At 65.1% G+C, this 13,636-nt stretch carries 7 protein-coding genes; all 7 read right to left on the reverse strand.

Going from position 1 to position 13,636, the window contains the following annotated elements; all coding sequences use genetic code 11:
* Nucleotides 1-61: 61 nt before the first annotated feature.
* Nucleotides 62-2,455 carry an Ig-like domain-containing protein gene (locus H6678_10050; GenBank protein MCB9474142.1) on the reverse strand — a complete coding sequence of 798 codons (2,394 nt, stop codon included), beginning with the start codon at nt 2,453-2,455 and terminating at the stop codon, nt 62-64.
* A gap of 1,127 nt (nt 2,456-3,582) precedes the next feature.
* Entirely contained in the window at nt 3,583-6,666 is a 3,084-nt protein-coding gene (locus H6678_10055) for a hypothetical protein (GenBank protein ID MCB9474143.1), read from the reverse strand.
* Between the two features lie 174 nt (nt 6,667-6,840).
* A complete protein-coding gene (locus H6678_10060; GenBank protein ID MCB9474144.1) occupies nt 6,841-7,440 on the reverse strand; it encodes an ATP-dependent Clp protease proteolytic subunit in 600 nt (199 codons plus the stop codon).
* A 238-nt stretch (nt 7,441-7,678) separates the two neighbouring features.
* Complete coding sequence (locus H6678_10065) at nt 7,679-8,884, reverse strand: YeeE/YedE family protein (protein MCB9474145.1); 1,206 nt, start codon at nt 8,882-8,884, stop codon at nt 7,679-7,681.
* A gap of 14 nt (nt 8,885-8,898) precedes the next feature.
* Nucleotides 8,899-9,435, reverse strand: a complete 537-nt coding sequence (locus tag H6678_10070) for a YeeE/YedE family protein (protein ID MCB9474146.1) — start codon at nt 9,433-9,435, stop codon at nt 8,899-8,901.
* Nucleotides 9,432-11,993, reverse strand: a complete 2,562-nt coding sequence (locus H6678_10075) for a cytochrome b/b6 domain-containing protein (GenBank protein MCB9474147.1) — start codon at nt 11,991-11,993, stop codon at nt 9,432-9,434. Before H6678_10075 ends, H6678_10070 begins: the two co-directional genes overlap by 4 nt.
* On the reverse strand, nt 11,990-13,441 hold the full coding sequence (locus H6678_10080) for a tetrathionate reductase family octaheme c-type cytochrome (protein MCB9474148.1): 1,452 nt from the start codon (nt 13,439-13,441) through the stop codon (nt 11,990-11,992). The genes H6678_10075 and H6678_10080 overlap by 4 nt, the downstream gene beginning before the upstream one ends.
* Nucleotides 13,442-13,636 lie beyond the last annotated feature (195 nt).

The raw sequence follows: 13,636 nt of genomic DNA on the forward strand, positions 1-13,636 counted from the left end.
AGGCAATCCCCCGACAGCCGGGACCGTCGGGGGATTCGTGCGTGAACGGAAAGGAGTCAGATCAGTTGGAGAGGGCCGTCACCTGGTAGATCCTGACCGGCACACCCGTCACACAACCGATGGTGACGAAGGGGTTTCCGGTGCTCAGCTCCAGCTCCCAGGCCTGATCCAGGCCGGTGCGCGAATACAGGTTGTAGTGGGTGGCTCCGGGTACCGTGTCCCAGGTCAGCTCCATGTTGCAGAGGCTGGAACTCTGGATTCGAATGGTGGGCGAGCCCAGCGAGCAGTCCACCCACTCGCGTTCGGCTTCATTGGTTTCGCGCTCTTCGCCGAACTCGTCGAAGAAGATGCCGCGAAGCTTGTCGTTGCCGATCACATCGCTGGTGTAAGTGAGCTGCATCTGGCCCAGGATGTTGGTGAACCCACTGACCGACACGCCCGTATTGGGGCCTTCGAAGACTTCGAGCGTCGCCGGATAGTTGACCAGGGGATTGCCACTGCCTCCCCGCAGCGTCACGGTGGCCGTGAAATCATCTCCCATGCACCCCGAGGAGAACACGGGAGTCACCTCGCCCCAGCCGCCCGTGTTGCAGGCCTGCCAGGTGTTGACAGCGGTGTTGGATACATCCGGATTGCCGCTGCTGTTCACGAAGGAAGCCTGGATCATGTCGGTGCCGATGACCGCACCCACATAGGTCAGGGCCAGCTCGCCATTGGCGTCGGTGGGGCCGCTGACCATCAGGCCGCTGTTGGGGCCGCTGATGATCTCGATCGTGGCGTCAAAGTCGGGCACCAGATTGCCTTCGCTGTCTTCCATCACCAAGGTCACCGTGTACGGCACACCCAGACAGCTGCTTGCCGTTGTGGGACTGAGCACGCCGATCTCCTGCTGAACGCACTGCTGCCAGTCGACGGTGGCAAAAGGTGTATACTCCACAAGGCCGTCGCCGTTGGTGAACGAGCCACGGAAGGTGTCCGTGCCGGAGGTGGTGCCGGTCAGGGTCATCGCGAACTGCCCATTGGCATCGCTGAGACCGGAGACGGTCTGGCCGACGTGGGGGCCACTGAGCACCAGGATACTGGCGCTGCGCCCGACCAGCGGAGTGCCACTGCCGTCCTGCAGGGTCAGGGTCACCGTGTACGGAGATTCAAGGCAGGTGGTGCCCACCAAGGGACTCAGCACGCCGTCCTCGGTGGACTGACAGTTCTGCCAGGTGGTCTCGGCAAAGTTCGAGTACTGCAGGACACCATTGGAATTGAGGAAGGACCCGGCGATCACATCGACGCCCGGAGTCGCACTGGCCCAGGTCAGTGAGAGCTGGCCCAGGGAATTGGTGGTGCCACTGTTCAGAAGCCCGACGTTGGGGCCCGAGGTGATCTCCAGGGTCGCATCCTGGTTGACCAGGGGGTTGCCGTTGGGGTCCTGAAGGGTCAGCGTGGCCGTGTGTGAGTCGCCCACGCAGAGGGCTGCGGTGGACGGGGTCAGCACGGCACCCTCACCCACCACGGCCGCGAAATCCAGCAACAGGGTCGCGGCAAAGATGTTGTCATCCGCGGAAGGGTTGAAAGTGTTCACGGTCATGCTGGTACTGCCGGCTCCGATGTAGCTGGCGATGTTGTACAGCTCGTCGTCGTAGGTGGTGAAATCCGAGTAGGAACAGGGGTCATTGAACATCGGGTCCAGCGGATTGCTGCGGCTGTCGCCCACTCCGCCCACGGTCATCAGGGCGCCGTTCTGGTTCTCGCCTTCGTCGTTGCCCCCGGCGCTCGAGGTGAGCCTCTGGCCGTTCACATCCACATAGCTGGTCTGGCAGGTTCCCCGGGCGTAGCCGTAGCTGATGCCCAGCCCGAACTCGACCACCGTGTTGGCATCGGGAAAGATGGGCTGGCCGAAGCCGATGGAAAAGACATCCCCACTGGTGGCCTGGGCACCGAATGCCAGCACGGCCGTGCGAGTCACGATCGTGACAGGGTCGTCAAAGATCACATACAGCGCGGTGCCGTCCACACTCTGGCTGTTGGGCTCGTATACACTCACGTTGAGAATGCCCGCACCGGCAGGATCGAGGACCGGAGCCAGGATCGAGGTCACATCGGCCAGATGATTCCACGACGCGATGCCGTTGGGAATCGAATGGCTCCAGTTGACCGGGGATCCGGCAAGCTGGATGCTGCCGCTGGGGATGGAATAGTTCAGAAAGCCCGTGCTGGCGGCAATCAGGTAGGCCACGCGCACGGTCGCACCCGGGCTGGGCTTCTCGACCTGAAGGAAGCCGTTGGTGGCCATCATGCCCAGACCGTCGGCGGACAGGGTGATGTTGCCCACTTCGGTGGTCACGAACTGGTTCAGTTCGCGGCTGGGAGGCACATACCCGCGCACTCCCATTCCGGGCTCGGCGAATGCGGATGCGGCCAGCAGGACGCAGGTGAGCGAAACCCAGGCAGTTTTCTTCATGGTGTCTCCCGACTGTGCATGGTTCAGGATCCTGACCGGTCCGGCCGCGGTCCCTATGCTCCATGTGATGATGATTGGTGTGGTTGATGTTGAAGCACCCACCATCCGGCACGAACCGTGCCACACGCCATGACAGGGATCCGGGCGTCCTCGCCCCAGTTCCAAAGCTGAAATGGACGTTCCCTGGACAATGTGATCCAGTTTCCGCCCTGTGCTCCGTTCAGCTTCGGGCGTCGGCAGACCAATACTGGGCAACAATCAGTCACCACGAACTTTTTCAGGCAGGAACTCGTGGATCACAAGGTCCAATCCGGTCTGCCGGGCGCCTGTTCCGGGCTGAATCGCGCTGGAAACCGGAATTCTGGCGGAGGCCGCGATCCATGCGCAGGATGCGTGTCCGGCGCATGAAGCGTACTCCCCGTCTGTCCGCCCCATGATCCGATGGCCCCGTCCGGGCATGGCCGGAGGGGATGTGCCTCGTGCGTCGGATGACTCTGTCCGTCGGGAGAGTTCCATTGTCCGACAGGAATCTCCGGAACAGGGACTGGTCGCCACAAGGATCCACGCGGCACCTGCTGCAAGGACTCCCCCGGGAGTTCTCCCATTCAGTCCCATCAGCCCCACGGCATTCTGGGTCCGGCAAGGCGATGGTTCCCGGCTGCGCGGGATGACGCATTCAGGTCCGGAGTTGCAGCTGCAGTGGGTTTCTGGGTGTCGGAGGGCGATCATGCCGAGGAAGAGCATGGGTCTGGCAGGAGATCCATGCCAGAAGGGGACGACCCATCGCTGCACAGCCCACCGCGGACCCGCCGCGGAATCCAGCAGGATCAGCGCCCACGCACCCAGGTTCCGGACCCGGGTCATCTGACGGATGGGGTCTGCCTCGTCACCGCAGGGCGGGCAAAGCACGACCTGCCCTCCAGCACACGCCTCCATCACACCTCACGCGTTCGCCACCCAAGCCCCGAATGGGGCATCACACATCATGGCCCGTGGGGAATCCACGGGCGGGAGGCGCGGATTGCCCTGACGGTGATGAAATGGGCATGTGTGCAAAGGGCGCCATGCAATGGGCGCCAAGCAATGGGCGCCTATTTCACGGGGATGACGGCAAAGGGGAAGATCCCTCAGGGCAGCACGCGGGCCGTCACGCGATAGAAGAGGGCACCGTCGGCCCACTGGGCGTTGCTGTGGGTCAACTGGGTCTGGGCGGTCTCGGCCCAGGGAATCCAACCCGGGCCCGCTCCGTAGGGGTCCGGTGAGAGGTAGACCGTGTAGCCATCCACGCTCAACGGGAATCCCGCCGTGTCGGTGGTGACGGGATCCCAGCTCAGCTCCACCGCGCCATTGGTGAATGCCACGATCCGCAGGTTGGTGACCGGGGCCGGAATGCCGGTGCCGCTCGCAAGTGGATAGAGCACGCTCTCGCTCAGTTCGATGCTGGCATTGCCATTGCCCGTGGGCAGCTGGTCCAGCAGGGCGCCCCCGTTGGCGGTGGCGTAGACCGCCAGCGCCAGGCGCACCGTCTCGGGCAGACTGGCGAACTGGGCACGCAGATCAATGACTCCTTCAAGCACGGCACCGGAGGCATTGGCCGCGCTGGCCGCGTCAAACCAGCCGCTCCAGCCGTTGTCCACTTCCTGGGCCAGAAAGGCTTCCAGCGAGGCGGTCTGCCCGGCCTTGGCCCAGGGCGCCGCCAGCAGATCCGCGCTGCCGTCGAAGAGCATCAGAAAGGCATCGCCACCCTGGACGGACGCGGGTTCAGTGGCCAGGTACAACTGTGGGTCCTGCCAGCCCACCCAGAGGTGGCGGCCGCCATCCTGGGCCACCAACTCGGCGCCCGGATCCAGCTGGCCATCCAGCTGCCAGCTCTGCACGGCGCCGCTGACCGGCAGATGCCAGTCCTGACCGCTGTTGCTGTCCCAGTTGCCCGCACCGTCGGTGAACACGAAATCCAGCTGGGAAATGCTGGAAGGCAGCGACACGGTTGCGGTAAAGGTGCCGGGCTCGGCACCCGCGCTCATCGCCAGGTCGGGGCTCACCACGGAACTCCAGCCGTCGAAGCCGTGATGCAAGTACACGGCTGACGTGTTCGCCGGCAGCGGGCCGAGCGCGGCATCGTAATGGATGGCAAGGCTCTGGCCGGCCTGGGGCTCTTCGGGCAGCCAGCTCACCCGGTCACCTCCTCCGCCTCCGCTGCCCTGGCCCGTGCCGATCCAGGTGTGCAGGATCGGACTTTTCTTCAGCAGGCCATTCGTGTCACGGGCTTCCACATAGTAGTCGATCAGCACACCGCCGCTGGCCACCAGCTCCTCTTCCTGCACATGAATGGAGTACTGGGTGGCGATCGCCAGCGGCAGCTCGAAGAAATCGATCTCGGGAGAATTGGTGACGTTGCCCACCGGGAAATCCCGCGCGGTCATGGGCAGGCTGCGCCAGCTGCCCACCTCGGCACCGCCGGCATACGTTTCGTTCTGGTCACTGCTGAGCGGATTCTGGCCATCCAGGTCAATGCGGTAGCGGAAATTCACCTCGCCCAGCCCGCTGACATCGTGCACGAAGGTCCAGACCCAGAAGTCGCGCGGGCTCTGGCGCTGCTGGTACCCCCAGAGCGGACCGAAATCGACCTCGCCCGGATTGTGCGGCAATTGCTGGGGCAACCAGATGGTGGGTGGGGTCTGCTCGCCCGTGCCGTCGCCCACCACGTTCAATGCATGGCCGATGGCCGCGTTGGCTGTGATGGTGGCCTTGACTTCCATGTCCAGCGCGGCCCCGTAATACATGAAGTCACTGGCGATGCCGGGCAGGAAATGGTGCCAGGCCCGCTCGGCCTCGGTGGTCCCCGGCAGCAGGGGGTTCATCACGCGGGCCGGATCCACTCCTCCGCTCATCTGTTCGGCGGTATCCACCCAGTTCTGGGCCGCGGTGATCACGGCCCAGTTGCGCTCGTCCTCGGCCCAGCCCGCCGCGATGTCGAACTGACCATCGGAGCCCACCAGCGGCCAGTTCCAGTTGATGTAGTCCGGGTCGCCGAAATCTCCGTCGGCGTTCACCCAGGCACCGTCTTCCACATGCACGACGTCGTTCAGGGCCACCGGATGGTCGGCCAGATACTGCTGGACCACCGTGGGTGTGTACCCGTGCGAGACCGCCTGGGCGGTGAATCCCGGCACGCTCTCATGGTAGTAGCTGTAACCGCCGCCGAAGGCGTTGTCGCCGTCGTGTGCCAGCGCGATCAGCATCGGCTGCGAGGGCTCGCTGGCCGCGGCGATCTGGTCGATGTCCTGGGTGCCGTAGGTCTGGTAGCCATCCAGCCAGCTCATCGCCATCTCCACGGGCACCACCACCAGGCGATGCTCCTGGCCGGTTTCCGGGTCCACACTGCGCGCCCAGTGGGGCCTGAAGGCGAATGGCACGGCGTTGGTGGGCGTGCAGCCGCGGCTGATGGTCCGGCTGAACCACTGGCTCTGGGGCGGATTCAACTGGTCGGCCTTGTTGGGCGGTGTACAATTCTCGCCGCCCGTGCCCAGAATCAGGGGGAAGTTGCTCACGGCACGCGAGAGGTGGCTGTTGCTGACGAAGCTCCACTGCACACCCTCCTCGGCCAGCACCTGGATCATCCGGGTGGAAAAGGCCATTTCGGGCGGAAAGAACCCCTGGGACAGTCCGGGCGTGCTGCCCCAGTCGCGCGTGTGCGCCAGTTTGCCCAGCCGGATCTCCATGCGCAGGGCGTTCTCGTCGATCAGCGGCGCCAGGCTGTGGTGGTAGGGAAAGATCACCAGATCCAGGCGGGGCAGGCCGCCGCTGGTGGTCCAGTTGCGCGCGATGCGGTTGTTCTGGGCCCACAAGGGCCCGTAGCCATAGCTGCTGTGACTGCCCAGACTGGCCACATTCTCGGCCAGCGAGCCGCTGTAACTGACCTGGGCTCCCGAGTCGGTGCCACTCATCAGCGCGATCGAATCCTTGATCCGGTACTGGTAGGCCGCCTGACGGTCGGCCAGGCTGAAGATCTGGGCCACATCGTTCTCGGGGTGCTGGGCGCCCGCGTTGCGACGCTGGATGCTCTCCCAGGCCACTTCGTAGGTCCCCGGCACCAGCGCGCTGGGCTGGGGCCAGTAGACGGGCTGATGCAGGTGCCACATGTAGGTGGTGTAGACCTGGGCGGACGCGCAGAGCGCACCGGCAAGCAAGGGCAGCAGGAAGCGGATCATGGGTGTCTCCTTTGAGGCGCAGGGCAGCGACGCGGGGCTGAAGCTAACAACCGGATGGCAGGAAGGCAGCCGGAATCGCGGCAGCTGATCATCCGGGACCTCGGATGCCCCCGGAATGAAACGACCCCGGGGAAAGACCCGGGGTCGCGAAACATCGGTACTGACGGACGGGCGCTAGCCAAGCTCGGCCTGGGTCTGGATGATGCGTCCCACCAACCCATAGGCCACCGCTTCCTCGGCATTCAGCCAATGGTCGCGGTCCATGTCCAGCATCACGGTTTCCAGCGGTTTGCCGGTCTGGCGCGCCACCACACGGGCGATGCGTTCGCGTGTGCGCAGGATTTCGCGGGCCTGGATCGCGATGTCGCTGGCCTGGCCGCCTCCACCGCCCGCGGGCTGGTGAATCATGAAGCGCGTGTTGGGCAGGCAGAGCCGGCGTTCCTTGGGAGGTGCCAGAAAGATGTGCGCGCCGGCGCTGGCGACCCAGCCCGTGCCCACGGTGGTCACGGGAGCGGGCACGAAACCAATGATGTCATGAATCGCATCGCCGGATTCCACATGACCGCCGGGCGAGGAGATCATCAAGGTGATGGGATCCGCGGAATCCTGGGAAAGCGCCAGGATCCGGCGGCAGATCGCGCGGGCCACCGAGTCGTTGATCTCCCCGAAAAGCAGCACGATACGCGACTTGAAGGAGAGTTGCTCCTCCTTCCGGTCGGCCTTCTCGCCCATGGTGGGTTTCTTCGCGTGGGCGAGACTGGACTGGAACTGCATGGGGGCTCTCCTTGATGGCTGGGGTCGTTGAGTCGTGAGTCAGGACGGTCGGGCGCGCGAGCAACCGGATCTCGTCAGTGAACAGCATCGGCAGGATGCGGGCGAGAATATGCCCCGTTCGAGGGGTCCGCGCAAGCCCGCGCGCTCCGAATCGGCAGCTTGAGCTCCGCTGCTCCGCATCTTCCGACTCGCGCAGGATGTCCGACCGGCTGCCGCATGACTCACTCAGGGGCGCAGATCAGCCGCAGCCACCTTTCTTCACCGCCGGGCCACTGCTCAGTTTCAGCTTGGGCACATAGCTGGCCTCGAGCGCCTCATGTCCCGCTTCGGAGGCCTCGCTGCGCGCACCCAGGGCCATGGGGAACAGTGATTCGAGGGGAGTTCCGGGCTCCAGCTCCAGACCCGGCATGACGTGCCCGAGCCAGGCCGGAATTCCGCCCTCAAGGATGTAGGCGTTGGGCACCTTGAGTGCCGCCAGATCCTTCCAGGCCTGGGTTGCCAGACGTTCGTCGCCGTCCACCAGGATCACCACCGTGTTGGCCGGGCTGCCTTCCAGATCACGCGCCAGCCGCTCCATGCTCGCGGGACTCCTCCGGTGCGAGCGCGCCAGATGGAAGATGTTGTACTGGGCTTCAGGGCGCAGGTCCACCAGATGGAGCCGGATCTGGTCGTCGCCCATGATGTGAGCCACTTCGGCGGCTTCGAGATACACCGCACGGCCCGTCAGCAGACTGTCCTTCGAGGCGGCGACCTGGTTCCAGCGATCCTCCAGGTCCGGTTGTCCCACGGCCACCACACCCAGCGCGACCAGCACCAGCGCCGCGGCGGCCATCCGCTGACCACGGGCGGCGCGCGCGGTGCGTGTCAGGCCCGCGGCCGCTTCGATCTTCTCGGCACCCCAGAACATGAACAGCGCCATGGCCACCACGGCCAGCACCACCAGGCCCGTGCTCAGTCCCAGCCATTCGGGCAGCATGAAACGTCCCATGCTCGAGGCATGCCAGAAGCCATCGATGTCGGCCACTGTCTCACCGAAGATGAAGATGCCTCCGAACACGCCGGCCAGAAAGAACATTCCGTCGACCTTGAAAGTGGCCACCGCCACCAGCGAGGTGCCCGGGCAGAAGCCACCGATCACGAAGCCGAAACCCATGATCAGACCGCCCACGATGCCCGGCCAGAGGAAGGTGGGGTTGACCCAGACCCGGCTGAAGTCCAGCAGGCCCAGACCGCTGGCCAGGAAGATCAGCACCATGGCCACCACGATCGCGGTGAACATCACCTTCAGCACGGTCAGTTCCTTGAAGTAGAACTGGGCCGCCAGCTTGTTGGTATCCCCGAAGCCACTCATCTCGAGCACGGCTCCAAAGCCCAGTCCGATCAGGATGTACACCAGATTGTTGATCGCCGATCCGAAGATCGACTCGAGAGGAAAGGGTGCCATGAGGCCTCCGGATGTCAGTTCCAGGCTTTGCGGAAGAACCAGGCCAGCAGATAGCCACCGGCGAACACGGCCAGCATGAAGGCCCAGCTGCCCACGCTGAGCACGGCTCCGCCACTGAGGGCCTGGCCCGAGGTGCAGCCCCTCGCGAAGCGGGCTCCGTAGCCCATCAGCACACCGCCCGCCAGGGCCAGCATCCAGCGTGTGCGCACGCCGATCCGCGGACCGCGGCGGGTTTCCCAGCGCAGACGGCGGTTGAGCCAGCCCGAGAGGAAACCGCCCAGCAGGGTACCCACCGTGATCCAGACGATGGAATTGTCCAGGGCGTTCTTCTCCCCCCCGGCCATGCTCAGCAGGTAGGGCGTGCGGTCCACATGGGCGGGCACGATCAGGTCCTGCACGAAGACCAGAATGCGGTTGAGGCCGCCCGATGCCCCCAGTCCTCCGCCCGTGATGTACACCGCGCCGAAGAGCACCAGGCCAAGCAGGGTGCCCCCCAGGTATGGATTCAGATAAGGACGTGGGCCGGTCCGGCCGCTGGTGGGAGCGCTCATCGTGCTGTCTCCGTCGGGTTGTGTGTCGGAATCCGTTCGTAGCCGCTGATCATCGCGCGCAGGTTGGCCGTGGGCGTGTGACCGGTGGTGGTCAGATAGATGTGCATGATCAGGAAGGACGCGAAGAACCAGGCTCCCAGAGAATGCGCGGGCACCAGCATCGGCAGTCCGCCCAGCCGGGCTTCCAGTCCGGGCCAGTGCTGGGCGCCCCAGATCAGCACGCCGCTGAGCACCTGGAAGGGCAGCAGCAGGTTCAATATGATCAGGTAGGCGATCTTCTGCAGCGGGTTCAGCTTCTGTCCGCGGGACTTCTCGAAGGGATGTGGCTCGCCCTTGAAGATGCCCTGCACGTAGAACAGCAGTTGCGTGATCGCCCCCGCGAAGAACCCGCGCGGTTCGGGCAGATACTGGCGCACACTGCCCCCGGCCACGTGGTAGAACAGCGAGAAGAAGGCGTTGACCAGCAGCACGAACCCCAGGATGTTGTGCACCTGCACGGCGCTCCGGAACCCGCTGAAGGCAAAGAGTTCGGGCGCATGGATCGTGAGTCCCGTGGCGATCAGTCCGATGATCGCCAGGGCCTGCAGCCAGTGCCAGAAGCGTTCGTAGCTCGTGTACATGTAGGTCTTGCCCCAGGGTCCGTGCTCGTGGGACAGGCGACGGCTCGCCAGGACACGCAGGGTGCCGTGGATCGTGATCAGCAGCAGCACGCCCAGCAGGGAAGCCAGCCCCACGATCTTGATCCAGGGCGCCTTGTCGTGGCCCAGGATGTACAGACGTCCCGATCGGGGTGCGGACCGGAAGGCCGCCGTGGTCCCGTGTGACACCAGCTCGCCTTCGGCGAAGATGCCCAGCTCATCCAGGCCCTCGGCGAAGTGAGGCCCATCGGCCCCGGGGCGCAGGCTGCCCAGGGTGGCCTCGCCGAAAACCCGCGACTCCCGGGCATGGCATTCCTGACAATCCTTGCGTGCATATGCCAGGCCGGTCACCCCGTGGCTCAGGGCCCAGGGGCGGATCTCGCCGCGGATCGTGGCCTGCGCGAAGCCATCCGCTTCCAGACGGGCGGACACGAGGCGGGTGACCGCGGCGTCTTCCAGCACGCATTCGCTGCTGTCCAGACCGCCATCATGGTTGGCGTCCAGCAGTTCCAGCAGACCCGGAAGCCATTGACCATCGGGGCGCAGAGCCCGGTCCAGGGCGGGCAGCGGCACGGGCCGTTCGCCCCCGGGCGACTGCCAGGTCCAGTACCAGCTGGTGACCAGATTGAACGGCGCCAGACGGCGACGTCCGTCCACGTCCTGGCGGGGCAGCAACACGGGAGTGCTGCCCGTGATCAGAGTGCCCAGCGAGCGTGGGTCGCCCTCGGCCCCGCGGTACTCCAACCGGGGGCTGTGATCCGTGCCGGGCAGGGTCCAGTCCACGGCTTCCAGCGAGGCGGTGGGTGCCCGGGGGATGTGGCAGGCTTCGCAACTGAGCGCGTTGAAGTGGGTCAGCTTGAAAGGCAGCCAGTCGTGCACGGCTTCGGCATCGTGGCAGGATTCGCAGCGACGCATGGAATTGTCCTGGGCGCTGGCACCACCGAAGGCGCTGGCGTGTCCGCGGGCGAACTGGTGCGACGGCGCACGCAGATACTCGCCCATGTCCAGGCGCCGGGCCTCGAATCGCAGATGCGCGGGCCGGGTCTCGCCGCTTTCGGCGAAGTACACCGGGTTGTTCAGCGAATGATGACAATCCACGCACTCCAGCGCTCGCTCAGCGTGAATGTCCCACGCCCGGCGCTGGGTGTCCTTGTCCTTGAGGTTCAGGCCACTGGCCAGCAGTTTCTGGGGCGAGAAGATCTCGCCGCTGAACAGGGTCTGGCGCAGGGCGGGGTCACGATAGTCGGTGAAGACGGGAGTCGCCAGATCGCTGCCTGCCAACCCGTGACACAGGCCGCAGTTTTCGGTGGACGGGTCCTGGATCGGCAGGCGCGCCATCACCACGCGCCCGTCGGCGGCAAAGGCACTGGCGTTCCAGGCCCAGCTGCCATCGGGGCGACTCGTTGCCAGGCCCGTGCCGGCCAATGTCGCCGTGGGGGCCCAGACACCCAGTCCCTGCTGGATGCTGCGAATCCGCGCCGCATTGTCCGGATCGGGCAGGTGACACAGAAAGCAGTTCATCTCGCCACTGCCTGCAGCCAACAGGCTGGCCGGGCCACCCCCCACGTGACGCGCTCCGGAACTGCGCACCCAGAATTCCAGCGAAGCAGGCCCCGCGGGATCCGCGTCGCGCAGCCCTCCATCATACAGCAGGGGGTAGGGCAGCCCCGGGCCGGCCGTGCTCATCTCGCCGAACCCGGCACTCACGTGGTAACTGTGCCCGGCGATCACGCCCGTATCGTGGCACTCGCCACAGCTGACCATGGTGGACAGCGGCTGGCCGCTCTGCAGCACGTTGCGCCCCTGGGCATCCTTGAGCAAGATCGGCGGATGCAGACTGTCGCGACGGGCGGCCGTCACGTTCTGGCTCACCAGCGACAGGCTGAGGGCCACCAGCAGCACGCGTGGCATGGTGTTCATTTCTGCCCCCTTTCCGAGCGTGCCGGTCGGCTGCCGTAATGGATTGGATCCCCGGCATAGCCCAGCGCGATCCAGTCCAGCCGTCCCTGACCGTGTTCCGCGTGGCACTCGACACACTGCAGGGCCTTCTCCCGGGACGCCACCATGTGGGTGGTGGGCCAGTACATGCGCGTATTGGCGAAGCCGAAGTGTCCGCTGTAGGGCTGATTGACCGCCTGCATGCCCAGACGCGCGGCCTGGTCCCAGTCGAATTCCGTCCAGTACCCGCCCTCGCCGTAGGTCTTGGGCTGAATCAGGGTGTTGTATTCCGTGTCATAGATCTGCTTGGCCAGATGCACCTTGAAGGGCCAGATCCGGGCGCTGGGGTCCTCGATGCTGCCCAGCGGACGTGACACATCCGTGGTGTCGGTGGGGTCCATGGTGTCGCCCAGCACGTAGTGATCGCCCTTGCCGTTGTACCAGGCATATTGCGGGCGCAGGTGGCGCTCGTAGACGAAACTGCCCTTGATCTTGAGGTATTCATGGGGGTTCTGGGGCAGGTCCTGCCCCGCGGTGGACCAGTCCCAATTGGTCTTGGTGGCGGTCTTGAGCGCCTCGTAGGGAATGTGGCAGGTCTGGCAGGCCACCGTTGGCAGATGAGCCGTGATCCGCTGGTCCTTGTGCAGGCCCGTGTCATGGCAATCTGTGCAGGCCACCTGGTTGGCACCATCCACGCTCACCGAGATCGCGCGGCCCCCGATTTCGTGGTCCTTCGTCCGGTGACAGTCCACACACTGGAAGTCATGGCTGCCCATGTGCACGTCCAGTGACTCATCGGGATAGTAGAGGCTCTCGTCCAGATCACCGTGTTTCACCGCGTTGCCGCCGCCCCCTCTGAAATGGCAACTCCCGCAGGTGGTGCGCGAGGGCCGGGTCACGCTGCGTGCGGCCGCCAGCAGGTCCACACCCTCGGCGGGCAGCCCGCCCTTGCCCTTGGCGTACTGGCCGCTGCCGTCGTGACAGGCCAGGCAGTCCACGTGATCCTGGGCCGTGAAGTCAAAGGTCTGGTCCACCCAGCCGTAGCCGGCGTGGCATGTGGTGCAGGCGGGCCAGTTGCCCGTGATGCCGATGCAGAAATTGTTGAGGGCATTCTTCTTGCCCAGCACCACAGGTTCGCTGCGCCCCGGCAAGAGCGAGGGCGGACTCTCCCAGGTCCAGTGGGCCGTGTGCATCACCTGGTTGGCCGCATCCGGGTGGCAGACCAGACAGGCTTCGGTCACCGCCGGTCCGTCGGCAAAACTGCCCGAGAGCAGATCGCGGTGATCGGTATGGGTGGCCACGGTGGGCATCTGGCGCCAGGGGTCATCCCGATCGACGTGTGCCGCGGGAAAGAAGAGCCAGAGTGGAACCAGAATCGCGGTCAGAACCGCAAGGATCTGAACCAGATAGGAGCGTCGCCAATGAAGCATGAGTCAATCCCGGCCTTCGCGCGCGTTTCCGGTTGACCTTCGACCGGAACTGCCTGATACAAGGCGCCGCGAGCACGGGCATCAAATAACCGATTAGTCATATGGTATTCTTGATCCAGATCAGGAAAGAGGGGCGGGCGGGAGGAATTGTCAAGAAATTCTGCAGGATCTCCCATCTCCTGCGCGGAGCGCACG

Source organism: Candidatus Delongbacteria bacterium, assembly GCA_020634015.1.
In the GTDB taxonomy this organism is placed as follows: Bacteria; CAIWAD01; CAIWAD01; order CAIWAD01; family CAIWAD01; genus JACKCN01.